Source organism: Marisediminicola sp. LYQ134, from assembly GCF_046599635.1.
Taxonomy (GTDB): domain Bacteria; phylum Actinomycetota; class Actinomycetes; order Actinomycetales; family Microbacteriaceae; genus Marisediminicola.
Genome location: NZ_JBKIWP010000001.1, coordinates 565,709 through 590,825, shown reverse-complemented (window position 1 = coordinate 590,825; position 25,117 = coordinate 565,709). Strand labels below are relative to the sequence as shown.

The window sequence follows — 25,117 nt, the reverse complement described above, 5'->3', positions numbered from 1 at the left end:
ATGTTTCGCAGGCTCCCGCGGCGAGGGGGTTCGCGAATCGGCCAGCGGACGCCGACGAGTCGGCATCCGGCCCCGAGGGGGGCTCAGGCTGCCGGGAACCGCGACAGCAGATAGTCGCGTGGAGCCGATCTCGCGGCGGCGACGAAGACGTCGTCTCCCTCGCCGTCGAACGCGAATGCCCGAGCGACGAGCGCGTCGCAGATCTCGATCGCGACCTCGAGCGCCGGCTCGATGTCACTCGACTCGAGTGCGGATTCGGAGCGGAGGATGTCTGCGACGCGCGACGCGATCACGGCGTTCGCCGCGACCTCCGTCTCTCGAGGGCGGAGGTCGAGGACATCGCCGAATCGCAGCGAGCGGAACCCCGGTTCGACACGGCTCTGATCGATCCAGAACTCGACGAGCGCGTCGACCGCCGCCGTCCACGATCGCCGCGCGCCCGCCTCGATCGCGGGCACGCCGTCGGACTCGAAACGCTCCATCGCTCGGGCCGCGAGTGCGTGGAGCACCGCGATGCGCTCGGGGAAATACCGGTAGACGGTTCCGATGGAGGAACCGGCGCGCTCGGCGATCATGGCCGTCGTGAGCCTCTCGTACCCCGACTCGGCGATGACCGCGGCGGCCGCGTCGAGCAGCGAGGTCAGTCGGGCATTGCTGCGCGCTTGCACGGGGGCGTTGCGCAACAGAGGCACGCTCGACGGGGTTTCGGAGCGGGCTGCAGTCGACACGGCGACTCCTTTGTTCGGGGAGCAGAATTGCTTGCGCAATACGTGTGGATGATACCGCTTCGAACTGCGTGAGACCCTCATCGGCGCCCTCCCGGCGCCCCCGTCCCGCCCCGTGCCGCCTGAATACGGGGGTGGCGCGTGAAAGACTGGCCGCATGGCGAAAACTCGACAGGGCGTGCCCACTGCGGCGGCCGCGGCGGAGCCCATCATCCACTTCGCCGCACGCATGGAGGACTCCTTCCACGACTTCCGCGAGAAGCGGGCGCGCCGTCGCGGCCTCGAGCCGACGGTCATCCCTTACACGGGGTATGGAGCGCCCGGGTGGGTGCGCGTGCTCGGTCGCGTTCTGCTCACGACCCGGTCGGTCAAGAACGGGGGTTACGCGAGCATCCGCGGCTGGCGCAGCTTCACGAGCGTGCCCGTGACGGATGTCGACGTGGTCGTGACGATCGACGGCACGGAGCACGCCGTGGTCGCCGACCGCGGCGGCGTGATCGACGCGCGCATCGAGGTCGAGCTCGCGCCGGGCTGGCACACCGCGCAGATCACGTGCGAGGGCTCCGACCCTGTCGACGCTCCCGTGTTCGTCGTGGACACGAGCGTCGACTTCGGCATCATCTCCGACATCGACGACACCGTGATGGTCACCGCCCTCCCCCGCCCGTTCCTGGCAGCGTGGAACACCTTCGTCGTCAACGAGCACGCGCGCAGACCCGTCGCGGGAATGGCCGTGCTCTACGAGCGCCTCACGCGCGAGCATCGCGGCGCTGCGGCGATCTACCTCTCGACGGGCGCGTGGAACGTCGCCCCGACCCTCACGCGCTTTCTCTCGCGCAACCTCTACCCCGCGGGTCCCCTGCTCCTGACCGACTGGGGGCCGACCCACGACCGCTGGTTCCGGAGCGGCACCGACCACAAGAGGTCGACCCTCGAGCGACTCGCCCATGAGTTTCCGAGCATGAAGTGGCTTCTCATCGGCGACGACGGCCAGCACGACGAGACGACCTACGGCAACTTCCTGGAGAGTCATCCCGAGAACGTCAAGGCCGTGTGCATCCGGCAGCTCTCGACGAGCGAGGCCGTGCTCGCCGGTGGGCGGTCGAGGGCGGAGGCCCGCACCGTCGAGGGTCACGCGCCGTGGTTCTTCGCCCCCGACGGCGCGGGGCTCGCCGAGCAGCTGGAGAAGGCCGGAATCCTCTAGCGCGCGGGCGACGTCACGGCGCATCTCCGGCGGCGAGGGTCGCGCGTCACCAGCCGAGCGTTCCGGGCGCCCCCTTGAACGGGCCGACGACGGTCGAGGTGATCCAGCCGCCGTAGAAGTCGCCGTCCTGCGCGGTGACCGTCTCGTCTCCGACGGTGCAGCGGTCCATCCGGCCGGGATAGACGGCGATGGTCCCGGCGAGCGAGGTGAACGCGGGGGTCGGCGTCGGGTAGGTCCACGCGGCGCTCTCCGCGACGACGTCTCCTCCGCGCACGCTCAGGTAGCGCGCGCGCCCCTTGAACTCGCACCACGAACTCCCCGGGGCGGGTTCGAGGCTCCCCGCAGCGAAGTCGTCCTCCGGAATGTAGAAGACGGGCGGATGACTCGTCTCGAGCACGCGCTGAGCGCGAGTGGTGTCGGCCACGAGAACACCGCCGAGGGTGATGGTCACGCGATCGTCGACCGCTTCGACTCGCGGAGGCCGCGGGTAATCCCACACCGATTCCTGGCCGGGTCCGGGTTCGGTCCGCACGATGCGCTCTCGTCTCATGCCGCGAGGTTATGCCTGTCGGCGGCGATCCCCCTGGGAGTCCGCGTCGGAACGGCGATAGGGAGCGAGGGCGAAACCGTCGTTCCAGACCTCGGGTCCTTTGGACCCCGCGGCGTAGTCGTCGAGGGCGACCGAGCCCGAACGCCAAGCGGCGAGCACGGGTTCGACGATGCGCCAGCACTCCTCGACCGCATCCGAGCGCACGGAGAGTGTCGGATCTCCCGACAGGATGCCCGCAAGCACCTCTCCATAGGGTCCGAGGTCTCCCGCGCCGAACTCCGTCGCGAGACTCACGCTGTCGAGACTGAACGGATCACCCTCGCCGTTGATGCTGATGTCGAGCTCGACGCGATCGGGCGTGAGCGCGATGCGCAAGCGCTCGGGCCCGGCTTTGCCCTCGAACCCATACGGCAGGTGCGGGACCTCTTTGAAGGTCACGATGATCTCTTTGCGCATGTCGTCGAGAGCTTTGCCGGAGCGGATCACGAAGGGCACCCCCGCCCACCGCCAGTTGTCGATCGCCACGACGATCTCCGCGAGGGTCTCGGTCTCGTTCGCGGGTTCGACGCCGTCCTCGGTCTCGTATGCCGGGAGGCCTCTGCCGTCGATCGTGCCCGCGGTGTACCGCGCGCGGCGAGAGGACGCGACGGCGTCGTCGTCCCAGACGCGCGTCGCCCGCAGGGCCTGCGCCATCGCCCCGCGCAGGTCGTCGGCGTAGACGCTCGACGGCGGCTCGATGGTCGCGAGAGCGAGCACGAGCAGCAGGTGGCTCTGAATCATGTCGACGAGGGCGCCGGCCTTGTCGTAGTAGCCCGCCCGGCCCTCGAGGGCGAGGGTCTCGTCGAAGACGATCTCGACCCGCTCGATGTGCTGGCTGCTCCACAGCGGCTCGAAGATGCGGTTGGCGAACCGCAAGCCGAGCAGGTTGAGCACGGTCGACTTACCGAGGAAGTGGTCGACGCGGTGGATGCGGCTCTCGGGAACGAGCTTGGCGAGCTGCGCGTTGAGCTGCTTGGCGCTCTCGAGGTCGGTTCCGAAGGGCTTCTCGAGAGCGAACACGGTGTCATCGGGAAGCGACACGCCCTCGAGCGCCGCGCACGACGCGATCGTCACGGCGGGCGGGAGCGCGAAATAGAGGGCGGGCACGCCCACACACTGCTCGAGCAGGGCGGCGAGGGCGGCGGCATCCGTCACGTCCGTCTGCACGTAGACGGTCGACTCGAGGGCGGCATCGACGAGGTCGCCGCTCGCACCGCTCGCCGCGAACGACGCGCTCACGCGCTCCTTCCACGCCTCGGGGCTCATCTCGTCGAGTCCGGCGCCGACGAGCTGCACGGGCAGACCGCGAGCGCTCGCGAGGTATTGCGCCACGCCCGGGAGGAGGAGGCGCGCTGTGAGGTCTCCCCCGGCGCCGAGGATGACGAACGAGCGTGTGGGAGATTCCATCCGACAACGCTAACTGGTTGGATGAGCGGATGCCTTCCCCGATCGAGGACTACGCGCTCATCGGCGATTGCCGCACCGCGGCTCTCATCGCTCGCGACGGCAGCATCGACTGGTTGTGCCTCCCGAGGTTCGACTCGGCGTCGACCTTCGGGGCTCTCCTCGGCGACGACACGCACGGTCGGTGGTTGCTCGCACCCGCGGGCGTCGTCGTCGAGACCTCGCGGCACTACCTCGATGACACCTTCGTGCTCGTGACGCGCTGGGTCACCGCGACGGGCGAGGCCGAAGTGACCGAGTTCATGCCGCGAGGCGACCACCACACCGACGTCGTGAGGCGCGTGCGGGGTGTGCGCGGAAGCGTCGAGTTCACGCACGAACTCTCCGTGCGATTCGACTACGCCGCCGCGCTCCCGTGGATGCGGCAGACCACCTCCGGGCACGGTCGACACGCGCTCGTCGCGATCGCCGGCCCCGACGCTCTGTGCGTGCGGGGCGGTCCGCGGCTGCACGCAGACGGTGACAGCCACCGCGCATCCTTCACGGTCACCGAGGGTGAAGTCGTCGATCTCGAGCTGCGGTGGTTCGCCTCGCACCGGGAGACCCCCGGCCCTGTCGACGTCGACACCGCCCTCTACGCGACCGTCGCGTGGTGGCGCGAGTGGGCGGCCCGGTGCTCCCCGACTCCCGGCTACCGCGACGAGGTGCACCGATCGCTGGTCGTCTTGCGTGCGCTCAGCCACTCCGACACGGGCGGCATCGTCGCGGCCGTCACGACGAGCCTCCCCGAGCAGTTCGGCGGATCACGCAACTGGGACTACCGCTACGTGTGGTTGCGCGATGCGGCGCTCACCCTCCACGTGCTCCTCGACCACGGGTTCACCGACGAGGCCCAATCGTGGCGGGGATGGTTGCTGCGGGCGATCGCGGGCGACCCCGAAGACGTGCAGATCATGTACGGCATCGCGGGCGAGCGTCGCCTCACCGAGCGCGAAATCGACTCCCTCCCCGGGTACGACGGAGCGAGCCCCGTGCGCGTCGGTAACGACGCCTTCGAGCAGTATCAGGCCGATGTGTTCGGTGAGGTCATGATCGCCCTGCGCGAAGCACGCAGGGTCGGCATCGAGGAGACGCGCTTCTCCTGGCCTCTGCAGCGTGCGCTCATGACGGTCGTGGAGGCGAACTGGCAGCGCCCCGACAACGGCATCTGGGAGGTGCGGGGGCCGCTGCGCCACTTCACCCACTCGCGCGTCATGCTGTGGGCCGCGGTCGATTGCGCGATAGAAGCGGTCGACGTGCACGGGCTCGACGGGCCGGTGGACCGGTGGCGACGATTGCGATCGGCGATCCGCGACGAGATCGAGGCCCACGGATTCGACGCGGAGCGCGGAACCTACACGCAGTACTACGGGAGCACCGGTGTCGACGCCTCCCTGTTGCAGCTCGCGCAAGTCGGGTACCTCGAGGCGACGGACCCGCGGATGCTCGGCACCGTCGCCGCGATCGAGAGCGAGCTCATGACCGAGGGCGTGCTCGCGCGCTACAGCACCGACGGAGGCGTCGACGGCCTCGAGGGCGGTGAGCATCCGTTTCTCTGCTGTTCGTTCTGGCTCGTCGAGCAGTACGCGCGAAGCGGACGCGTCGACGACGCCCGAACGCTCATGGAGCGCTTGCTCTCGTTCGCCAACGATGTCGGCCTCTTGAGCGAAGAGTACGACGTCGGCGCGGGCCGGCAGGCGGGCAACACCCCTCAGGCGCTCACCCATCTCACGCTCGTGCGGGCGGCCGACGCGATCGCCGCCGCGGCCGCGGGGATTCCCGCCGTCACGCACGGCTGACCCGAGACGCCGCGGGCGCTCACGTGCGCACGAGGGCCTTGACCGCGGTCCGCTCGTCCATGGCGCGGTACCCCGCCGCGATGTCGTCGAGGCTCACGGTCAGGTCGAAGATCGCCGAGACGTCGAGAGAGCCGGCGAGCACGTCGGGCATGAGCTGCCGGATGTAGCGCGCGACGGGTGCCGGGCTGCCCTTGACCCCGATGCCCGCACGGAAGAGCCGGGAGACCCCGAGGTCGCGGACGCCGTGGGGCACTCCCACGAACCCGACGTCACCGCCCTTGCGCACGGCTCCGAGGGCCGTGCCGAACGCGTCGTCGGTGCCGACGCACTCGAGCACGCTGTCGGCGCCGAGATCACCCGTGAGGTCCCGCACGCGCGCGACCGCCGCGCCACCGCGGGCCGCGACGACGTCGGTCGCACCGAAGTCACGCCCGACGGCCGCGCGATCCGCTCTCGTGCTCACGAGGATGATGCGCCCGGCACCGAGCCGCCGGCTCGCCGCGACGCCGCACAGCCCGACCGCACCGTCACCGACGACGACGACCGTCGAGCCCGGCTCGACGCGCGCACACAGAGCGGCGTGGTGGCCCGTGCTCAAAACGTCGGTGAGAGGCAGGAGGGCCGTGAGCATCGAATCGGTGAGACCGTCGTCGGGGACGGCGAAGCAATTGACGTCGGCGAACGGAACCCGGATCTTCTCGCCCTGCCCGCCGTCGTAGCCGCCGCGCCCCCACGCGACGGCGTTGCGGCACGCGACCGGGAAGCCCGCGAGACACTCGGGGCACGTGCCGTCACTCGCCGCGAAGGGCAGGAGCACGATGTCGCCGACCGCGACCGATCGCACGTCGCGGCCGACGGCCTCCACGACGCCCATGCTCTCGTGTCCGATCCGCGAGCCGCGGATGACGTCGTTGATGCCGCGATAGTTCCACAGATCGCTCCCGCAGACGCTGCTGCGCGTGATGCGCACGACGGCGTCCCGCGTGTTCGACAGCTGGGGGTCGGGGACCTCCGCGACGCGGATGTCGAACGGAGCGTGGAGGATCGCTGCCTTCATCCGCTCACCCTACCCGCGGGCTTAGCCTGAGGGGATGCGCTCCCTCGCCCTCTTCCGCCAGGCGACGAGGGGACCGCTTCTCCAGGTGCTCAAGACCTCGGTCGCCGCTGTTCTCGCGTGGATCGTCGCGAGCCTCGCGCTCGGTGAGCCGCTCCCGATCTTCGCCGCCATCGCGGCTCTCCTCGTCGTGCAACCGAGTGTCAACCAGTCTCTCGCCAAGGGGGTCGAGCGCAGCATCGGCGTCGTGCTGGGAGTGCTCCTCGCGGCGCTCGCCGGTGCCGTCTTCGGTGCCGCGACGTGGGTCATCCTCTTCGTCATCGCGGCGTCGCTGCTCATCGCGTGGGCCCTGAAACTGACGCCCGGTTCATCGAACCAGATTCCGATCAGTGCGATGCTCGTGCTCGCCCTCGGCTCGCAGACCCCCGGTTACGCCGTCGAGCGCATCGTGGAGACCATCATCGGGGCGACGCTGGGGCTCGTCGTCAACGCACTCATCGTGCCGCCCGTGCGCGTGGCCCCCGCGCGGCTCGCGGTCGAACGGCTCACCTCGGCGCTCGCGCGGGCGTTCGACGACCTCGCCGGGTCCCTCCTCCGGGCGCAGACGCGCTCGGACCTCGACGCGCAGCTCGAGCGGGCGCGGGCCCTCCGCGACCTGCTCGAGACGGCGCGCACCGCGCTCGACGACGCCGACGAGTCCCTCGCGCTCAATCCCCGGGCCGCCCGGCATCGCGAGTCGATCGCGCGCGACCGGCGCCTCACCGAACGGATGTCGCCGCTCGTGACCCGCGTGATCCTCATGACGCGCGCGGTGCACGACACATTCACCCCGCGAGACCACTCCGACCCGGTGCTCGAACGCATCGCGACCGAGCTCGAGCGCGTGGCCCACGACGTCGAGCTCGTCGCCCGACGCGACGGCGCGACGGGACCCCGCATCACGCGCACCGGTCGCGGAGCACCCGCCCCCGACGGCGCGTCGGCGACTCCCGGCCCCGCCGACATCCCGGCCCTCACGGCACCTCTCGTCGTGACGAGCCCCGACCCGGAGAACTGGATCCTCATCGGGTCGCTCATGGAAGACCTGCGGCGCGTGCGCGAAGAGATCATCGGAGCCGAGGATCGCTGACGTGTGGAACGGCCACGCCGGCGACGGTCGATCCCGGAGCGGCACTGACCCTGTCACCGAGCCCTACGCGGAGTGGGACCTCGACATCGACCCTCGCGCGTTCGATCTCGTCGCGTCGACGGTCGTGAGCGAGCTCGGATCGTGCGTGGCCCGTCATCACGCGACCCGCACGGGCGAGCACGCGACGATCTTCCTGCACGGCGCCGCGGGCACGTGGACCACGTGGACGCCGCTCCTGCGTGCGGCGGCCGCCGAGGGTGTCGCGGTCGCCGATCCCGTGCTCGTCGACCTCCCCGGGTGGGGCGATGCCGAGCTCACGCGAGACGAGAGCGTCGTGAGCATCACGGCGGTCGCCGCCCTCGTCGCGCAGGCAGCGCGGTCCCTCGGCTACACCTCGTGGACCGTCATCGGCCACTCCCTCGGTGGACTCGTCGCGATGCAGCTCGCGGCGCGATCGCCGCACGAGACCGCGGGCGTCGGCATGATCTCCGGCACGACCTTCGCGGTCATCCGCAGCGTGGAGCACCCCGTGCGCCACTTCCGCGACGTGCCCGCCTTCACGATGCTCCTCGGGGTCATGAGATCGCTCGCACGATTCGGCGTCGTCGGTCGGCGCCTCGTCGTGCTCGTCGGACGCACGGGCCTCCTCCGCGTGATCTTCGCTCCCCTGTTCCGTCACGCTCGGCGCATCCCGCGATCGCTCATCGAGGCGACGGCGCGCGACCTGCGCCCGCGCTCCTTCGTGATCGCCGCCGACGCGACGCGCGGCTACGACCCCCGCAGCGAGTGGAGCACCATCCGGTGTCCCGTGCGCGCGACCCGGGGCGACCGTGATGTCTTCGTCACGGATCGTGATCTCGCGGAACTCGAATCCGCCGTTCCCGGGAGTCGGGTCACGGTCATCGAGGATTGCGGTCACTTCGCGACCATCGAGCGCCCTCGCGCCGTGTTGCGCGCGCTCGGCCTAGCATGAGCGGATGTCGTCGACCATCGGCGCCCTCGCACGGGCGACGCACCCCGGGCCCACCGTCGTCGTCACTCTCGTCACCGTCGTGCTCGCGATCGGCGTGGGCCTCGAGCCCTGGCGGATCGGGGTGCTCGGAATCGCGATGCTCCTCGGGCAGGCATCCGTCGGGATCTCGAACGACTGGATCGACGCCGATCGCGATCGCACGGTCGGGCGCACCGACAAGCCCGTGGCGACGGGAGCCGTGTCGGCCGCGGTCGCTCGTAGCACCGCCATCGGCGCGGCCATCGTCGCCGTCGCCGCGAGCCTCCCGCTCGGAGTGCTCGCGACCGTCGCGCACACGGTGTTCATCGCCTCGGCGTGGCTCTACAACGCGGGGCTCAAGCGCACTCTCGCGTCGCTCGTTCCCTACCTCGTGAGTTTCGGTCTCCTCCCGGCGATCGTCACGCTCTCGCTCGCTCAGCCCGCGTGGCCCGGCGCATGGGCCCTCGGTGTCGGTGCGGCCCTCGGCGCGGCCGCGCACTTCGCCAACGTGCTTCCCGACCTCGACGACGATCGGCGCACGGGCGTGCGCGGTCTCCCCCACCTCCTCGGCGCGCGCACGACGGGAACCCTCACGTGGATCGCTCTCCTCGCGTCGGCGACCCTCGCTCTCGCCGGGCCATCCGACGGTGCTCCCGTCGCCGTCGTCGTGGGGTTCGGAGTGCTCGTCGGCATCGCCGCCGTGGGTCTGACCCTCGCCCTGACTCGACCGCCCTCGCGCACCCAGTTCCGCCTCATCATGCTCGCCGCCCTCGTGACCGTCGGGATGCTCGCGCTCGTGGGAGACCGCCTCGTCGCCTGACCGGGTCGGGTGCCTCCGAGCCCGCGCGCGGAACAGCGCGTCGCGCCTCTAGCGCTGCGGGTGCTCGGGCAGGGGGATCGACCCGGTCGTCGGTGCACTCCGACTCGGCGTTCGGCGGATGCCGATGGCCGACACCGTTCCGCCCGCGAACAGCAGAGCGGCCGTCCAGACGAGCCCGCGATGCAGGCCCTCCACGTCGAGTTGAGCACCGACGATGACCCCCACGACCGCGACGGCGATGAGCCCCGCGACGCGCGACACGGCGTTGTTGACCGCGGAACCGATGCCGGCTTGACGCTCGCTGATGGACCCGAGAATCGCGGCAGTGAGAGGGGCGACGGTGATGGAGAGCCCGAGACCGAACACGAGCACGCCCGGGAGCACCGTCGTGAGGTAGGGCGCATCCTCGTCGATCGCGAGCATGAGCAGGTATCCGATGCCCGCGACCATCGGCCCCACCGACATGAACAGGCGCGGACCGTATCGACCGGCGAGCGAACCGAACAGGGTCGAGAGAGCGATGTTCATGAACGTCACGGGCACGAAGGCCGCACCCGCGAGGGTCGCCGAATACCCCGCCGACTGCTGCAGGAAGACCGCGACGATGAATCCCCCGAGCGAGAGGGCGGCGTAGACGAAGAACGTCGCGATGTTGCCGACAGTGAAATTGCGGACGCGGAAAAGCGAGAGCGGCATCATGGGCTCTCGAGCGACACGCTGACGCCACACGAACGCGACGAACGAGGCGATACCGACCACGAGGGGCACGACGACGACGGGGCTCGACCACCCGAAGTTCGCCTGCTCGATGAGCGCGAAGACCGGGGCGCCGATCCCGACGACGCCGAGCACGGCTCCCCCGAGGTCGACGGACCCCGAGCGGTCCCGGGTGTCCCGGTGATCGACCATCGCGAGCAGAACGAGAGTCACGGCGATGGGCACGACGTTGATCCCGAACACGAGCCGCCACGACAGGAAGTCGACGAAGAGCCCGCCGAGGATCGGGCCCGCGATGAACGCACCGCTCGTCCACGCCGTCCAGGTGCCGATCGCCTTCGCCTGGGCGGCACCGCGGAACGCCGAGAGGATGAGGGCGAGCGAACTCGGAACGAGCAGCGCCCCCGCGACGCCCTGGAGCCCTCGCGCGACGATGAGGATCTCCGCTGTCGGCGCGACGGCGCACAGCACCGACGTGAGGCCGAAGCCCACGAGCCCCCAGCGCAAGACGAGCACGCGCCCGTAGACGTCGGAGAGCGACCCCGCGACGAGGATGAGCGAACCGAGAGTGATGAGGTAGGCGTCGACGACCCACTGCTGCGTCGTGAGCCCCCCGCCGAGGTCCTCGCCGATGGCGGGGAGGGCCACATTGATGACCGAGCCGTCGAGGAACGCGACGAAGGACGCGAGTACCGCGATCGTGAGAATGAGGCGCTGATCCCGGGTCACAGGGACAGTATGCCCCCGGCCACTCCCCGCGAGGGCGATCGCTAAGCTGAGCGTCGATCGACCGCGATCGACATCGACAGGGTGGTGCCACATGGGCTTCTTCAACTCCGGGTTCTCGGGACGACGCCGACCGGACACACCGGGTCTCCCTCCCGGCCAGTACGTCACCGAGAGCTTCCCCGTGCTCTCCGCGGGGCCGACGCCGCGCATCGACACCGACCAGTGGCAATTCACGATCACGACCGAATCGGGTGAACGCCACCGGTGGTCGTGGGACGAGATGCTCGCGCTCGGAGTCGAAGACGTGGCGACCGACATCCACTGCGTCACGAGCTGGTCGAAACTGGGCACGACGTGGCGCGGCGTTCCGCTCGACACGCTCTTCGCCGACGTCGACACGAGCGCCGAGTTCACGATGGCCTCGAGCTACGGCGGCTACACGACCAACCTGCCCCTCGCCGACCTCCTCGGCGGCAAGGCATGGATCGCCACGGAGTTCGAGGGCGAACCGCTCGAACCGGAGCACGGCGGTCCCGCGCGGCTGCTCGTTCCGCACCTCTACTTCTGGAAGAGCGCGAAGTGGGTCGCGGGCATCCGCCTGATGGAGAACGACGAACCCGGCTTCTGGGAGCAGAACGGTTACCACATGTACGGCGACCCCTTCCTCGAGCAGCGCTATTGGTGACCTGGTCCGTCGCGACGGTCGTCGCGGCGCGCATCGAGACCGACCGCTCGCGCACCCTCACGCTCGACGTCGAGGGCTGGTCGGGGCACATCCCCGGTCAGCACGTGGATGTCCGTCTCACGGCGGAAGACGGCTACACGGCGGTCCGCTCGTATTCGATCGCGACCTCCGCCCTCTCGAGCCTCCTCGAGATCACCGTCGATCGACTCGACGACGGCGAGGTCTCGCCGTACCTCGTCGACGGAGTCGAGATCGGTGACCGGCTCGAGATCCGCGGGCCGGCGGGCGGATGGTTCGTTTGGAGGCGCGATCAGCCGGGGCCCGTGCAGCTCATCGGAGGGGGCTCGGGCATCGTCCCCCTCATGGCGATGATGCGCACCCACGCCGATGTCGCGAGCTCAGCCCCGTTTCGCACGCTCTACTCCGTTCGCTCCCCCGCCGACGCGCTCTTCCGACCCGAGATCCTCGAGCTCGAGCGGCGGGATCCCGCCCTCGATGTGACCTGGGCCTTCACGAGGAGCACCCCCGAGTCGTGGCCGACGGCTCCCGCGCGACTCGATGCCGCGAGCCTCGCGTCTGCGGTGTTCCCGCCGTCGGTCGGCGCTGCGGTCTTCGTGTGCGGCTCGACGCCGTTCGTCGAGAGGATCGCGACGATCCTCGTCGACGCCGGTCACGACCCCGCCCTCGTGCGCACCGAGAGGTACGGCGGGCTCACCTAGGGTTGAAGGATGCTCGACGCGCCCGACACGACCACCTCACCCCGTCGGGGGCGTCGCAGCGCAGCGCCCGAGGGCGGCCGCGCCGGCAGGGTGGGTTTTCCCCGCCTGGTGTGGGCCGCCGTGCTCTTCATGGCGGCGACGTCACTCACCTGGTCTGTCGCGATGCCGACCCTGCGCTCCGCCGACGAGTACGACCACGTCTCGGCGGCGATCTCGTGGTCGGAGACCGGGGAGTGGCCCGGATACAAGGAACTCCCGCTGCGCGCGGCCATCCCCGAGGTGTTCTCACCCGCGGGACTCCGCTGGGGCGAAGATCCCGACGTCATCGTTCGCCCGTCGCTCACCGACGAGAACGCGACGCCACGGTCCGAGCGCGTCTCGTTCGACGAGCTCACCCCGGGAGACCACCCGACGAGGATCAACAAGGCGGGTCAGCATCCCCCCGCCTACGCGATTCTCACGGGAACGGTCTACGGCGCCCTCCCCGACGGCATCGCCTTCGACCAGGCGATCCTGGCCCTCCGGGTCATCTCCGTCACGCTCATCACTCCCCTGCCTCTCATCGCCGCCGCGATCGCGCGACGGCTCGGCGCCCGTCGAGGCGTGATCGCGGGCGCCGCGCTCGCCGTGTGCGCGGTTCCGCAGCTCGGCGCCTTCGGTGGCGCCGTCAACAACGACAACCTGCTCAACCTCGCGGCCGCACTCACCCTCCTCGGAATCGCCCACGTCGTCACGGGCGACCGCCGCTGGTGGGTCGGACTCGCCCTGGGGCTCGCGGGAGCGCTCGCGCTGCTCACGAAAGCGTGGGCGCTCCCTCTCGTCGCCGTCGCGTTCCTCGCCTACCTCGTCGCCGCGGCGCGCTCGCGGTCGCTGCGTCCGTGGCTCGTGTCGTTCTCCGCCTTCGTCGTGAGCGTGTCGCTCGGAGCGTGGTGGTGGGTGCGCAACGTCCTCGTCTACGGAACCGTGCAGCCCGCGGGTCATCGCCGCGAGCTCGAGGACGGCCCCCTCCCCGTCGGCGAGGTCCTCCCCGACATCGGTGCGGCCTTCGTCGAACTGTTCCCGTCGAGGTTCTGGGCCCAATTGAGCATCAAATACGGCTCCGAGGCGTTCCCGAACGTGCTCCTCCTCGTGCTCACGGCGATCGTCGCGATCCCCTTCATCGTCGGCCTCGTGCGGCCCCCTCGCGGCGTCCGCCCCCTCGACGTGATTCTTCTCGTCGTGCCGATGGTCATGACCCTTGCCATCCTCGTGCTCTCCGTCACGAGACTCACGATGCAGACCGGTGTCGTCGCGGGAGTGCAGGGGCGCTACCTCTATTCGACGATCACGGTGCTCGCTCTCGTCGTGGCCCTCGGACTCGGGAGGCTCTCAGGACGGCGTGCGGCGTGGATCGTGCCACTCATCCTCGGACTCGCGGCCCTCGCGCTCACCCTCGGAAGCGTGGCGCGGGGTCTGAGCTACCACTACGGCAGCCCCCGGTGGGGATCACCCCTCGCGACTATCGACGATGTCGTCGCGTGGTCGCCCGTCGAACCGTGGGTCACCATCCCCGTCTGGGGAATCCTCGCGGCGGCCGCGCTCTATCTGCTCGTCGAACTCGTCGTGAACACCGCGCGCGGCCGCGAGCTCGTCGAGCGGGAGAGTCGCGAACTCGACGTCATCGAGGCCGAACGCCGCGAGGCGCGCGTCGAGACCGCGCCAGACTCGGGGGTCAGCTCAGTTTCGAGTCGTCGCTGAGCACGTGCCACGTGCGGTTGTGGTAGACGAGCGGCCTCGAGAGGTCGGCGTCGGCCTCGGGGCTTCCGCGCTCGGGGGTCTTCGCTTCGAGAGCCTCGACGGCGAGCACGGTCGACGCACCCGCGTGCATGCGGTCGACGACCCGCCCGCGGATCCACACGGGGGCGTCGACGAAGTAGGGCTCACCCGTCTCGAGACGTGACCACAGCGACGTGTCGGCGAACCGATCGATGCCGCTCGTCGCTCCGAGCACCGCGATGGGCAATTGCGCCGCGGCCAGCAGGTGCACGACGACGGTCGACGCGCGCACGAGGGTCGGGGTGCTCGACGACTGCGCCGAGAGGGAGAACACGAGCAACGGCGGCTCGGCGCTCACGGAGAACACCGACGTCGCGGTGAGTGCGACGGGCCCCTCGCCCGCGTCGGCCGTCACGACGGCGACACCGGCGGGATGATTGCGGAAGGCCGCCTTGAACTCGTCCGCCGAGAGGACAGCTTCGCCGTCATCCAGCACGTTGATGCGGCCGGTGATCGCGGGGGCCGACTCGGAGTCGGTCGTGGCCGGGGTGTCGGAGGTCGTCATGCGTGGTCCTTCGTCGTCGCGGGGCATCAGGACATCCCGATCGATGTCACTCTGACTACTGCAACGCCCTCGGCGTCGGATTCTTCCAGGTCGACCGTCGCGGTGATCGACCAGTCGTGGTCGCCCTCCGGGTCGGCGAGGATCTGTCTCGCCTCCCACCGCCGCCCGGACTCCGTGACGACGAGCATCCGCGCACTGCGCGCGTCGGCATCGGTGCCGATGCTGTCGTGGTCGTCGAAGTAGGGGTCGAGAGCGCTCGCCCATGCCTCGGAGTCGAAGCCGACCGCCGCGTCGAGCTCGCCGAGGGCATCCCAGTCCTCTCGCGCGGCGAGCTGCACCCTGCGGAACATCTCGTTGCGCACGAGGATGCGGAACGCGCGGGCGTTGCCCGTGACACCCCGGGGCGTCGGCGGGAGGACCGACACGGTGCCGTCGGGGAGTTCCTCGGGGTGGGTGAGCTGCTCCCACTCGTCGAGGAGGCTCGAGTCGACCTGACGCACGAGCTCGCCGAGCCACTCGATGAGGTCGCGCAACTCGTCGTTCTTGATCTCCTCGGGGATCATCTGCCTCGCGGCGCGGTAGGCATCCGAGAGGTAGCGCAACACGAGTCCCTCGGATCGCGCGAGCTTGTAGAAGTTGACGTAGTCGACGAACGTCATCGCCCGCTCGTAGAGGTCGCGCACGACCGACTTGGGGCTCAGCTCGAAATCGCCGATCCAGGGCTGGGTGCTGCGATAGACCGCGAACGCCTCGTCGAGGAGGTCGCCGAGGGGCTTCGGGTGCGTGATCTGCTCGAGCAGTTCCATGCGCTCGTCGTACTCGATGCCCTCGGCCTTCATCGCCGCGACCGCTTCGCCGCGCGCGATGAACTGCTGCTGCGAGAGAACGGGCCGCGGATCGTCGAGGGTCGCTTCGAGCACCGACATCATGTCGAGCGCGTAGGTCGGGCCCCGCGAATCGGTCCCCTCGATGTCGGGACCCTCGGCCGGTTGCAGGAGGTCGAACACCGCGAGGGCGAACGGCGACAGCGGTTGGTTGAGAGCGAAGTCCCTCGGGAGGTCGACGGTCAGACGGATGCGCGCGCTCTCGCCGATCCCACCGCCGATCTGCTCCACGATCTCCGCGGTGCGCAGCGTTCGGTAGATGGCGAGAGCCTGCCTCGCGAGAGCGAGTTGGCGTGAGAAGGGCTCGTGGTTGTCGAACACGAGGTCGCGCGCGATCTGGAAGGCGTCGGCATCCGAACCGTCACCCGTGCGACCGATGATGTTGAGCAGCATCGCGTGAGTGATCTTCATGCTCGACGTGAGCTTCTCGGGCTCGGCGTCGATGAGCCGCTCGAAACTCGGGCGCCCCCACGACACGAACCCCTCGGGTGCCCTCTTGCGCACGACCCTTTTGAGCTTCTTCTGGTCGTCACCCGCCTTCGCGACGAGTCTCGCGTTCTCGATGTCGTGCTCGGGTGCCTGACAGACGACGCTCCCCGCGGTGTCGAACCCCGCGCGACCCGCCCGCCCGGCGACCTGATGGAATTCGCGAGCCGAGAGTTGACGCATGCGAGTGCCGTCGAACTTCGTGAGCGCGGTGAGGAGGACCGACCGGATCGGAACGTTGATGCCGACCCCGAGAGTGTCGGTGCCGCAGATCACGCGGAGCAGACCCTGCTGGGCGAGCTGCTCGACGAGCCTTCGATACTTCGGCAGCATTCCCGCGTGGTGCACTCCGATGCCCGCGCGCACGAGCCGACCGAGCGTTTTGCCGAAGCTCGTCGTGAAGCGGAACCCGCCGATGCGATCGGCGATGAGATCGCGCTGCTCGCGCGTGGCGACCTTGATGCTCGTGAGGGACTGCGCTCGCTCGAGGGCCGCGGCCTGCGAGAAGTGCACGATGTAGACGGGGCCCTGGCCCGTCGAGAGCAAGTCCTCGACGGTCTCCTGCGTCGGCGTCGTGACGTAGCTGTAGTGCAGCGGCACGGGCCGCTCCACACCCGTGATGACCGCGGTCTCCCTGCCGGTGCGCGCGGTCAGGTCGGTCGAGATCGTCTCGACGTCACCGAGGGTCGCCGACATGAGCACGAATTGCACGCGCGGGAGGGTCAGGAGCGGCACTTGCCACGCCCACCCGCGGTCGGGATCGGAATAGAAGTGGAACTCGTCCATGACGACCTGGTCGACGTCACTTGACGCTCCCCCGCGCAAGGCGACGTTGGCGAGGATCTCGGCGGTGCAGCAGATGATGGGGGCGTCGGGGTTCACGGCGGAGTCCCCCGTGACCATACCGACGTTCTCCGCGCCGAAGACCTCGACGAGCGCGAAGAACTTCTCCGAGACGAGCGCCTTGATGGGAGCCGTGTAATAGCTGCGCTTGCCGGCGGCGAGAGCGGCGAAGTGGGCGCCCATCGCCACGAGGGACTTGCCCGTTCCCGTCGGCGTACTGAGGATCACGTTCGAGCCCGACACGATCTCGATGAGGGCGTCGGCCTGGGCGGGGTAGAGCGGGAGGCCGCGGCCCTCGGCCCACTCCTCGAACGCCGTGTAGACGGCATCCGCGTCGTACGACTGCGCGGTGCCCCTCGCGACGAGCGAATCGAGGAGGCGATCAGGCACGGGGGTCGACCCCGCCGATCGTGCCTGCCCTGTCGACGCGACCGACCCTGCCCCACGCGCCGAGGGCGTAGTCCCAGAAGCCGTCGACGTCGAGCCGCACCGGCACGATCGCGTTCGGCTCTGCGGAGGCGAAGTCGACGACCGTCATGCCGGTCGTGTGGTGCCCCGCGGTCTCGACCTCGACTCGGGCACGCCGCGACTGGAACAGCTCGGGGTGGGTCACGTGGGCGACGGCGCAGACGTCGTGCACCGCTTGCCCGCGCCACTCGGCGTCGTCGGGATTGGTCCAGAACGTCGCGAGAGGCACGGCCAGATCGGTGCCGACGGGGCCGAGTTCGGCCATGCGCGCGAGGATCTCCGCGTCGGCGATCGCTTGCAGGGTGAGGTCGAGGCCGACCATGACGACGGTCCACCCCGCGGCGAAGACGATCTCGGCCGCCTCCGGGTCGGCGAAGATGTTGAACTCGGCCGCGGGCGTGGCGTTGCCCCGCGTGAACGAGCCGCCCATGATCACGAACGAGGCGACGCGCTCGACGATGCTCGGGTCACGGCGAATCGTGAGGGCGATGTTGGTGAGCGGGCCCGTCGCCACGAGGTGCACCTCGCCCGGTGCCGCGTCGATCTCCCGGATGATGAGGTCGACCGCAGACAGCTCGGATGCCGCGAGCTCCGCTTCGGGCAATCGCACGGTGCCGAGGCCCTCCGCTCCGTGCACGTGCTCGGCGTTCGCGGCGGGACGCGTGAGGGGTCCCTCCGCGCCCGCGGCGATCGGCACCGCGTCGAAACCGAGGTACTCGCGCAACCGCAGGGCGTTGCGCGTCGTGTTCGCGAGGCTCACGTTGCCGCCGACCGTCGTGACCGCCACGAGATCGATATCGGGGTCGCCGTGCGCAAGGAGGAGAGCGAGAGCGTCATCGAGCCCCGGATCGCAGTCGAGCAGGATTTTCGCCATGCCCCAACCGTGCCACAGTCCCCCGCTTCGATAGTCATCGCGGTGCTCGCTACACTCTGATGTGCCTTCTGAGACCCCCTCCGCCATCGACCCCGACGACCTCGAGACGACTCTCCGCGTGCTCGCGCAACTCGACACCCTCGAGGAGGACGACCCCGACTTCGTGCGGGTGCGTCAAGCGACGGCGCGCATGTTCAAGTCGGTCAAGAAGAACCGCCGCCTCGAGAAACGAGCGGTCATCGCGGATGCCGATCGCGCCGTCGTCGCGGCCACGGCGACGGGCGCCCCCGATCGCATCGACGACGAGACGCGCGGGGTCACTCTCGCCATCACGTCGGAAGAGCCGACGGCCGGCGAACTCATCAAGTCGAGGCCGTGCTACATCTGCAAGCAGCGCTACACGATCGTCGACCCGTTCTATCACCAGCTCTGCCCCGACTGCGCGCGCCGGTCGCACGCGAAACGCGACGCCCGCACCGACCTCACGGGCAAGCGGGCGCTGCTCACGGGAGGGCGCGCCAAAATCGGCATGCACATCGCGCTGCGGTTGCTGCGCGACGGCGCCCACACGACCATCACGACGCGGTTTCCCCGCGACGCCGTGCGCCGGTTCGCGGGCATGAGCGATTCGGCCGAGTGGTTGCACCGCTTGCGGGTCGTCGGCATCGACCTCCGCGACCCCGCGCAGGTGATCGGGCTCACCGACGCGATGGTCGCGGCCAGCCCGCTCGACATCCTGATCAACAACGCGGCCCAGACCGTGCGCCGGTCGGCGGGTGCCTACGCTCCTCTCGCGGATGCCGAATCCGCGCCGCTCCCCGACGGCCCGCTGCCCGAGCTCCTGACCTTCGGTCACACGAACGACACCCATCCGCACGCTCTCGCGGCCTCGGTCGCCGAGCATCCGCTCCTCGCGAGGGCCGCCGGCCCCAAGTCGCCGGGATTGAGCGGGGACGACCTCACGACGCTCGCGATGGCCGCGGGATCGTCGTCGCTCGATCGCCTCGCCGACGGCACCGCGATCGACGCGGGCGGCCTCGTGCCCGACCACGCCGACACGAACAGCTGGACCCAGGTCGTCGACGACGTCGATCCGCTCGAGATGCTCGAAGTGCAGCTCGCCAACGTCACGGCGCCGTTCCTCCTCGTCAGCCGACTCCGGCCCGCCCTCGCCGCCTCGCCCGCCCGACGGAAGTACATCGTGAACGTCTCGGCGATGGAGGGGGTCTTCTCCCGCCGCTACAAGGGTCCGGGGCATCCGCACACCAACATGGCCAAGGCCGCCCTCAACATGCTCACGCGCACGAGCGCCGGCGAGATGTTCGAGAGCGACGGCATCCTCATGACGAGCGTCGACACCGGCTGGATCACCGACGAACGACCGCACCCGACGAAGGTGCGACTCGCTCACGAGGGCTTCCACGCGCCCCTCGACCTCGTCGACGGCGCCGCCCGCGTCTACGATCCCATCGTCGTCGGGGAGGCCGGCACCGACCTCTACGGTGTCTTCCTCAAGGACTACGAGACGTCACCGTGGTGACGCGCGCGGAGGCTACGCGAGCCCCGGGATGAAGAGCGCCGCGAGGAGCAGCGCGAAGATCACGACGAAGATGATCGGGCCGACGACACGCACGATCTCGACCCACCGTCCGTGAGAGATGATCGACCGCGCGACACTCGACCCCGCCCCGAGCTGTTCGAGGTCGCGGACGACCGCGCGCCCCTCGGTCGCCGCCGCGATCTGCGTCGCGGCACCGAGCACGCCCGTCGCGAGCAGGATGCCCGCCGCAGCGAGCCGCACGACGAGCGGGGTGTCGGCGAGCCCCGCCTGCAGGAACGCGATCGTCGATGTCAGGAGAACGATCGGACCGAGCTGCGACACGATGATGTGCCAACGAGCACGCGTCCAGTGTGAGATGAGGTCGAGCTCGGTCATGGGCGGATCCGTTCTGCGCGGATGCCGTCACCCGCTGCTCACTCAGCGTACGACGGTCCACCGCCCGGTGACGGGTCCGGGCTTTGCTCCGGCCCCGCATGCGCTGAGGCCCCTCGCGTCGCAGTCGTGACGGGCCATCGGGTATTCTTCCCCACGACTGTTCTTTCACTGGGCAGACGTTCGGCGGAAGGGCCAACAATTGGGAAAGCTTCTCTACGGGATGTCGGGTGTCGAGATCGGTTTCGACGACCGGGTCCTCGCCCACTTGCAGGTCGTCATCGGTGCGAAACTCCGCCGCGGCGAGAACTTCTACTTCTCGTGGAAAGACGATCCGGCCGTGGGAGATGGGCGGAGCACCGTCTGGTTGAGCGAATCGATCCCCCTCTACTTCAAGTACAGCGGCGGCAAGATGCCCTCCCTCAACCGCGAGTGGATCGAGGCTCTCATGACGTCGGCCAACAGTGGGCAGGGACTGCAACTGAGCGAAGAGCACCGCCCGGCAGGCGAATCCTCCTGACCGCGGGGGCCCGCTACTCCACTCCGTTCGGCGGGGCAAGCCCTGGTGGGCTCGCTCGGGTGGCTGGTTGACTCGAGGGACAACGAGCTACGAAGGAGTGGCCATGTCCACGATCGCCCCGAACGAATTCCGCCGCCAGAGCGATCAGAGGGTGATCGGCGTCGCGGCGCCGTCCACTCTCACCGTCGAGTCGGTGGCATTCCACGCGCTCTCCGACACGGAATGGCGCGTGAGTGACACGCGAGTCGATCCGTCGGATGTCTCATCCCTCCTGGGCTTCGTCGCCCGTCAGGGCGACTTCTACTTCACGACGGCGATGTCCTCGCCGAGCGCGTCACTTCCGATGAGGTCCCTCGAGGAGGTCGCGCGCCACTTCTGCGAACTGCACGCACGCCGCGGCCGGTGAAATTTGGGCGGTAGCGCCGGCGACCGTTATCCTCGGTAGTGAACCGGGGGAACGGTTCGCGAAACGGGGGCTTCGCCATGAGAAGCAACACACACGACACCGAGGTGGCCGTCGACGTCGTCGTCGGACGGGCCCACCATCGCGTGACGGGCATCGTCGCCGCCGCGATCTTCTCTCTCGCCCTGTGGACCGTCATCGGTGTCGTCGTCTGGGCTGTCGTCAGCGCTCTCGGCACCTGAGATCACGACATCTGACCTCACGGCACCCGAGGCCGTTTCTCCTATCGTGGAACACCGCAGACGCCGTCGGCGACCGCAGACGCAAAACCGCCGCCGAGTGATACTCGACGGCGGTTGGTGGTGGATCCAAGGGGATTCGAACCCCTGACCCCCTGCATGCCATGCAGGTGCGCTACCAGGCTGCGCCATGGACCCATGCCGCCCCTCCGGATAGAAGCTCCGAAAAGGCAACTACAGCAGATTACTACACATCGGGAGTGGTCGTGAACGCACGGCATACTCGAACAATGACTTCCGAGCCCATCACCATCTCGATCAAGCGCACCGTTTCGCCCGATCGCGTCAAAGAGGTCGCGGCGTGGGCCCGAGCGGGCCAGGATCTGCTGAGTGCGACACCGGGATATCTCGGATCGGGATGGGTGAGGCCCGACCCGCACTCCCCCGAGTGGCACATGCTCTATCGCTTCGCCGACAGCTCGAGCCTCACCGCGTGGGAGCAGTCACCCGAGCGCGCCTGGTGGGTGTCGAGCGCCGTCGGCATCGTCGAGGACTCGACGATCGAGCGTCGCACGGGCATCGAGGGGTGGTTCGAGAACCCGTCTACCGTCGAGGTCATCCCGGCCGCACTGCCCGCTCCCCCGCGGTGGAAACAGATGGTGAGCATCTTCATCGTCTTCTTTCCGCTGAGCCTCGCCGCGAACAGCCTGCTCGCACCCCTCACCGGCGAGTGGCCGCTCATCGCCCGCGTCTTCGTGACGGTCGTGCTCGTCACGCCCGTCATGACCTACGTCGCGATGCCCCTCGTGACGAGGGCCCTGCGGCCCTGGTTGCTCAGGCGTCGACCGGAACGACGAGGCCGCCCCAGGTCTCGTTGATGAAGTCCTGGGTCTCCGGTGCCAGGAGCAGCTCGTACAGCTCGGTGATCCTCGGGTCGTCCTCGAGCTCGGGAGTCGTCGCGAGCACGTTGACGTAAGGGCTGTCGGCGTTCTCGATGAGGATCGCCTCGTCGGCGGTGAGGCCCGCGGGCAGGGCGAACGTGATGGTCACGAACGCGGCATCCGTGTCCTGCACGGCCTGGGGCAGGGTCGCGTTCTCGATCTCGATGAAATCGAGGTTGCGGGGGTTCTCGGTGATGTCGGCGAGAGTCGTGGGGTTCTCGGTCGTCTCGATGAGGCCCTCGGCGGCGAGCAGGAGCAGCGCCCTGCCCTCGTTCGTCGGGTCGTTGGGGATCGCGACACTCGCGCCGTCTTCGAGATCGTCGAGGCTCTCGAGGGTGTTGCTGTAGAACGCGGCACTCGGGAGGTAGACCTCGCCGACACTCACGAGCGATCCGCCTCCCGACTCGTTGTAGGTCTCGAGGAAATCGGTGTTCTGGAAGAGGTTGGCATCGACCGACCCGTCGCTCAGGGCGATGTTGGGGGTGTTGTAGTCGGTGAACTCGACGAATTCCACGTCGAGCCCCGCGTCCTCCGCGAGGGTGTCGGCGACGAACTCGAGGATGTCGCCGGCGGGCGTCGCGAGAGCGCCGACACGCAACGTCTCCGTCGCTCCGTCGGCGGAGCCCTCCGAGCCCGCGTCTGACGCGCAGGACGAGAGTCCGAGGATGGCGACCGCCGCGAGGGCCGTCGCAGCGAGAGGCTTACGGGCGAGGTGTCGTGATCGCATGGGTTTCCTTTGTTCGGTCGAGCTGTTCGGTGGGGGTCGATCGTGATCCGCGACGCGAGCGTCTCGAGTCGCGCGGGGCGGAGCGGCGGGCGTAGCGGCGAGCGAAGAGTGTCGCCACCTGCTGGAGCGCCATGACGATCACGAAGATGATGATGATGACGGCGATCATGTGGATGCCGCTGTAGCGCAGGTAGCCGTACCGGATGGCCACGTCTCCGAGACCACCTCCCGCGACGGTCCCGACCATCGCCGAGAAGTTGATGATCGACGTGACGGTCGTCGAGAGGCCGAGGATCATGGGGGCCACGGCCTCGGGCACGAGCACCTTCGAGACGATCTGCCAGCGCGTCGCCCCGAGGGACTCGGCCGCTTCGACGAGTCCGCCGTCGACCTCCTTGATCGCGATCTCGACCATGCGCGCGAAGAACGGGATGGCGACGAGCGAGAGGGGGACTATCGCCGCGGTCGACCCGATGAAGGTGCCGACGATGAGTCTCGTGAACGGGATGACGGCGATCATGATGATGATGAAGGGCACCGACCGCCCGAGATTGACGACGAAGTCGAGCACACGGTTCACGATGCGACCAACCAGTCGCGAGCCGCCGATGCGCTCGAACAGCCCGCCCTCCTCGGTACCCACGAGCACGATGCCGAGGGGAAGACCGACGATGACGGTCACGAGGAGCGCGACGGCGACCATGTAGAGGGTCTGGCCGGTGCCGAGCAGGAGCACCTCGATGAGATCGCTCCAGAAGCCCGGAGCCGAAGGATCGATCATGCTGCGCCTCCCACGACCTCGACGAGCAGACCCTGGCGTCGGAGGTCGGCGATCGCCGCCCCCGCTCGATCGTCACCGTCGGGGATGGCGAGCCGCGTGCGCCCCGCCTGCGCCCCGGACACCGTCTCGATGACGGCTCCGAGGATGCTCACGTCGAGACCGTAATCGCGAGCGAGCTGGGCGATGACGGGCCGGTCGGCCGAGCCCCCGCTGAAGGTGATGTCGACGACGATCTCGCCGGCGCGGTGCTCGACGGCGCCGAGCGGGAAGAGGTCGCGCGCGAGCCGGGATCCGGGGGCGGAGATGAGATCGACGAGAGGCCCCTGCTCGATGACACGACCACCCTCGAGAAGGGCAGCCGAGTCGCACACCGATTTGACGACGTTCATCTCGTGCGTGATGAGGAGCACGGTGAGCGAGAGCTCGCGGTTGATCGTGCGCAGCAGCTCGAGGATCGAGGTGGTCGTCTCGGGGTCGAGGGCCGATGTCGCCTCGTCAGACAGAAGCACGTGCGGTTCGGTCGCGAGCGCGCGGGCGATTCCGACGCGCTGCTTCTGCCCTCCCGACAGTTGACTCGGGTAGGAGTCCGCCTTCGAGGCGAGACCGACGAGGTCGAGGATCTCTCCCGCACGAGCCCGTCTCGACGCGCTGCGGGCTCCGCCGATCTCGAGCGCGAGTTCGACGTTGCCTCGCACGGTTCGACTCGCGAGGAGATTGAAGTGCTGGAAGACCATGCCGATGTTGCGGCGAGCGGCGCGCAGATCGGCCACTCCCACCGAGGTCAACTCGACACCGTCGACGGTGACCGTTCCGCTGTCGGGGCGCTCGAGGAGATTGACGGTGCGGATGAGGGTGCTCTTGCCCGCACCGCTCTGCCCGACGACGCCGAAGATCTCGCCTCGCGCGACCTCGAGGTCGACGGAGCGGAGCGCCGCGACGGAGGAATCGCCCTCACCGAAGGTCTTGCTGACGGAACGGAGGGAGATCACGGGCACCTCGAGGGATGGGACGGGTTTGCCACGCTGCGCCGGGTGACGGACCTACGGGAAGACGACTCCGTCGAGTGTGCACGGTGCGGAGCCTCGCGCCAAATG

General features: G+C 69.2%; 25 protein-coding genes and 1 tRNA gene. 13 read left to right on the top strand and 13 right to left on the bottom strand.

Features of this window, described 5'->3' with window-relative positions:
- Positions 1–83: 83 nt before the first annotated feature.
- Positions 84–728, bottom strand: a complete 645-nt coding sequence (locus tag ACLHIH_RS02830) for a TetR/AcrR family transcriptional regulator (RefSeq protein ID WP_411315194.1) — start codon at positions 726–728, stop codon at positions 84–86.
- 154 nt (positions 729–882) lie between these two features.
- Here ACLHIH_RS02830 and ACLHIH_RS02825 point away from each other — a divergent pair, with 154 nt between their 5' ends.
- The gene (locus ACLHIH_RS02825) at positions 883–1,929 is read left to right on the top strand and encodes an App1 family protein (protein ID WP_411315193.1); all 1,047 of its coding nucleotides are present in this window, start codon (positions 883–885) and stop codon (positions 1,927–1,929) included.
- Positions 1,930–1,975: 46 nt separating this feature from the next.
- On the opposite strand, the gene ACLHIH_RS02820 is transcribed toward ACLHIH_RS02825, so the two are convergent.
- Both ACLHIH_RS02820 and ACLHIH_RS02815 read right to left on the bottom strand, forming a co-directional pair.
- A complete protein-coding gene (locus ACLHIH_RS02820; RefSeq protein ID WP_411315192.1) occupies positions 1,976–2,479 on the bottom strand; it encodes a DUF427 domain-containing protein in 504 nt (167 codons plus the stop codon).
- A 9-nt stretch (positions 2,480–2,488) separates the two neighbouring features.
- Positions 2,489–3,925: a glucose-6-phosphate dehydrogenase gene (locus tag ACLHIH_RS02815; protein WP_411315191.1), complete on the bottom strand. Its 1,437-nt coding sequence runs from the start codon at positions 3,923–3,925 to the stop codon at positions 2,489–2,491.
- On the opposite strand from ACLHIH_RS02815, the gene ACLHIH_RS02810 reads away from it, so the two are divergent.
- A complete protein-coding gene (locus tag ACLHIH_RS02810; protein ID WP_411315190.1) occupies positions 3,910–5,760 on the top strand; it encodes a glycoside hydrolase family 15 protein in 1,851 nt (616 codons plus the stop codon). The genes ACLHIH_RS02815 and ACLHIH_RS02810 overlap by 16 nt on opposite strands.
- A gap of 19 nt (positions 5,761–5,779) precedes the next feature.
- On the opposite strand, the gene ACLHIH_RS02805 is transcribed toward ACLHIH_RS02810, so the two are convergent.
- Entirely contained in the window at positions 5,780–6,817 is a 1,038-nt protein-coding gene (locus tag ACLHIH_RS02805) for a zinc-binding dehydrogenase (protein WP_411315189.1), read from the bottom strand.
- A gap of 34 nt (positions 6,818–6,851) precedes the next feature.
- Between ACLHIH_RS02805 and ACLHIH_RS02800 the strand changes: the two genes are divergently transcribed.
- Genes ACLHIH_RS02800 through ACLHIH_RS02790 form a run of 3 tightly spaced genes read left to right on the top strand, consistent with a single transcriptional unit; the run spans position 6,852 to position 9,754 of the window.
- Entirely contained in the window at positions 6,852–7,943 is a 1,092-nt protein-coding gene (locus ACLHIH_RS02800; protein WP_411315188.1) for an FUSC family protein, read from the top strand.
- Position 7,944: 1 nt separating this feature from the next.
- A complete protein-coding gene (locus ACLHIH_RS02795) occupies positions 7,945–8,916 on the top strand; it encodes an alpha/beta fold hydrolase (protein ID WP_411315187.1) in 972 nt (323 codons plus the stop codon).
- 4 nt (positions 8,917–8,920) lie between these two features.
- Positions 8,921–9,754: a UbiA family prenyltransferase gene (locus ACLHIH_RS02790; protein WP_411315186.1), complete on the top strand. Its 834-nt coding sequence runs from the start codon at positions 8,921–8,923 to the stop codon at positions 9,752–9,754.
- A 48-nt stretch (positions 9,755–9,802) separates the two neighbouring features.
- Here ACLHIH_RS02790 and ACLHIH_RS02785 read toward each other — a convergent pair whose 3' ends face one another.
- Positions 9,803–11,200 (bottom strand): MFS transporter, encoded by a 1,398-nt coding sequence (locus ACLHIH_RS02785; protein ID WP_411315185.1) that lies wholly within the window; start codon positions 11,198–11,200, stop codon positions 9,803–9,805.
- A 91-nt stretch (positions 11,201–11,291) separates the two neighbouring features.
- Between ACLHIH_RS02785 and ACLHIH_RS02780 the strand changes: the two genes are divergently transcribed.
- From ACLHIH_RS02780 to ACLHIH_RS02770, 3 genes are read left to right on the top strand one after another with little or no spacing between them, the layout of a single operon-like run.
- Positions 11,292–11,885, top strand: a complete 594-nt coding sequence (locus tag ACLHIH_RS02780) for a sulfite oxidase-like oxidoreductase (protein ID WP_411315184.1) — start codon at positions 11,292–11,294, stop codon at positions 11,883–11,885.
- Positions 11,882–12,604, top strand: a complete 723-nt coding sequence (locus ACLHIH_RS02775; RefSeq protein ID WP_411315183.1) for a ferredoxin reductase — start codon at positions 11,882–11,884, stop codon at positions 12,602–12,604. Before ACLHIH_RS02780 ends, ACLHIH_RS02775 begins: the two co-directional genes overlap by 4 nt.
- A gap of 9 nt (positions 12,605–12,613) precedes the next feature.
- Positions 12,614–14,341 carry a glycosyltransferase family 39 protein gene (locus tag ACLHIH_RS02770; RefSeq protein WP_411315182.1) on the top strand — a complete coding sequence of 576 codons (1,728 nt, stop codon included), beginning with the start codon at positions 12,614–12,616 and terminating at the stop codon, positions 14,339–14,341.
- Here ACLHIH_RS02770 and ACLHIH_RS02765 read toward each other — a convergent pair.
- The 3 genes from ACLHIH_RS02765 to ACLHIH_RS02755 are packed head-to-tail and all read right to left on the bottom strand — an operon-like array spanning position 14,316 to position 18,479.
- Complete coding sequence (locus ACLHIH_RS02765; RefSeq protein ID WP_411315181.1) at positions 14,316–14,924, bottom strand: flavin reductase family protein; 609 nt, start codon at positions 14,922–14,924, stop codon at positions 14,316–14,318. The genes ACLHIH_RS02770 and ACLHIH_RS02765 overlap by 26 nt on opposite strands.
- 26 nt (positions 14,925–14,950) lie before the next feature.
- Positions 14,951–17,527 carry a DEAD/DEAH box helicase gene (locus ACLHIH_RS02760; protein WP_411315180.1) on the bottom strand — a complete coding sequence of 859 codons (2,577 nt, stop codon included), beginning with the start codon at positions 17,525–17,527 and terminating at the stop codon, positions 14,951–14,953.
- Positions 17,520–18,479: a nucleoside hydrolase gene (locus tag ACLHIH_RS02755; RefSeq protein ID WP_411315179.1), complete on the bottom strand. Its 960-nt coding sequence runs from the start codon at positions 18,477–18,479 to the stop codon at positions 17,520–17,522. Before ACLHIH_RS02755 ends, ACLHIH_RS02760 begins: the two co-directional genes overlap by 8 nt.
- A gap of 61 nt (positions 18,480–18,540) precedes the next feature.
- Here ACLHIH_RS02755 and ACLHIH_RS02750 point away from each other — a divergent pair, with 61 nt between their 5' ends.
- Positions 18,541–20,019, top strand: coding sequence for an SDR family NAD(P)-dependent oxidoreductase (locus ACLHIH_RS02750; RefSeq protein WP_411315178.1), 1,479 nt, complete (start codon positions 18,541–18,543; stop codon positions 20,017–20,019).
- A gap of 12 nt (positions 20,020–20,031) precedes the next feature.
- Here the strand turns inward: ACLHIH_RS02750 and ACLHIH_RS02745 are convergent, their stop codons facing one another.
- The gene (locus ACLHIH_RS02745) at positions 20,032–20,415 is read right to left on the bottom strand and encodes a hypothetical protein (RefSeq protein ID WP_411315177.1); all 384 of its coding nucleotides are present in this window, start codon (positions 20,413–20,415) and stop codon (positions 20,032–20,034) included.
- 199 nt (positions 20,416–20,614) lie between these two features.
- On the opposite strand from ACLHIH_RS02745, the gene ACLHIH_RS02740 reads away from it, so the two are divergent.
- From ACLHIH_RS02740 to ACLHIH_RS02730, 3 genes are all read left to right on the top strand, one after another.
- A complete protein-coding gene (locus ACLHIH_RS02740; RefSeq protein WP_411315176.1) occupies positions 20,615–20,932 on the top strand; it encodes an ATP-dependent DNA ligase in 318 nt (105 codons plus the stop codon).
- A 103-nt stretch (positions 20,933–21,035) separates the two neighbouring features.
- Positions 21,036–21,338, top strand: coding sequence for a hypothetical protein (locus ACLHIH_RS02735; RefSeq protein ID WP_411315175.1), 303 nt, complete (start codon positions 21,036–21,038; stop codon positions 21,336–21,338).
- A gap of 77 nt (positions 21,339–21,415) precedes the next feature.
- The gene (locus ACLHIH_RS02730; protein WP_411315174.1) at positions 21,416–21,577 is read left to right on the top strand and encodes a hypothetical protein; all 162 of its coding nucleotides are present in this window, start codon (positions 21,416–21,418) and stop codon (positions 21,575–21,577) included.
- 118 nt (positions 21,578–21,695) lie between these two features.
- Here the strand turns inward: ACLHIH_RS02730 and ACLHIH_RS02725 are convergent.
- A tRNA-Ala gene (locus ACLHIH_RS02725) sits at positions 21,696–21,772 on the bottom strand.
- A gap of 92 nt (positions 21,773–21,864) precedes the next feature.
- On the opposite strand from ACLHIH_RS02725, the gene ACLHIH_RS02720 reads away from it, so the two are divergent.
- Positions 21,865–22,452 carry an antibiotic biosynthesis monooxygenase gene (locus ACLHIH_RS02720; protein ID WP_411315173.1) on the top strand — a complete coding sequence of 196 codons (588 nt, stop codon included), beginning with the start codon at positions 21,865–21,867 and terminating at the stop codon, positions 22,450–22,452.
- Here the strand turns inward: ACLHIH_RS02720 and ACLHIH_RS02715 are convergent.
- From ACLHIH_RS02715 to ACLHIH_RS02705, 3 genes are read right to left on the bottom strand one after another with little or no spacing between them, the layout of a single operon-like run.
- The gene (locus ACLHIH_RS02715) at positions 22,409–23,242 is read right to left on the bottom strand and encodes a MetQ/NlpA family ABC transporter substrate-binding protein (RefSeq protein ID WP_411315172.1); all 834 of its coding nucleotides are present in this window, start codon (positions 23,240–23,242) and stop codon (positions 22,409–22,411) included. The genes ACLHIH_RS02720 and ACLHIH_RS02715 overlap by 44 nt on opposite strands.
- Positions 23,217–24,023 carry a methionine ABC transporter permease gene (locus tag ACLHIH_RS02710; RefSeq protein ID WP_411315171.1) on the bottom strand — a complete coding sequence of 269 codons (807 nt, stop codon included), beginning with the start codon at positions 24,021–24,023 and terminating at the stop codon, positions 23,217–23,219. The genes ACLHIH_RS02715 and ACLHIH_RS02710 overlap by 26 nt, the downstream gene beginning before the upstream one ends.
- A complete protein-coding gene (locus ACLHIH_RS02705) occupies positions 24,020–25,012 on the bottom strand; it encodes a methionine ABC transporter ATP-binding protein (RefSeq protein WP_411315170.1) in 993 nt (330 codons plus the stop codon). The genes ACLHIH_RS02710 and ACLHIH_RS02705 overlap by 4 nt, the downstream gene beginning before the upstream one ends.
- Positions 25,013–25,117: the final 105 nt, after the last annotated feature.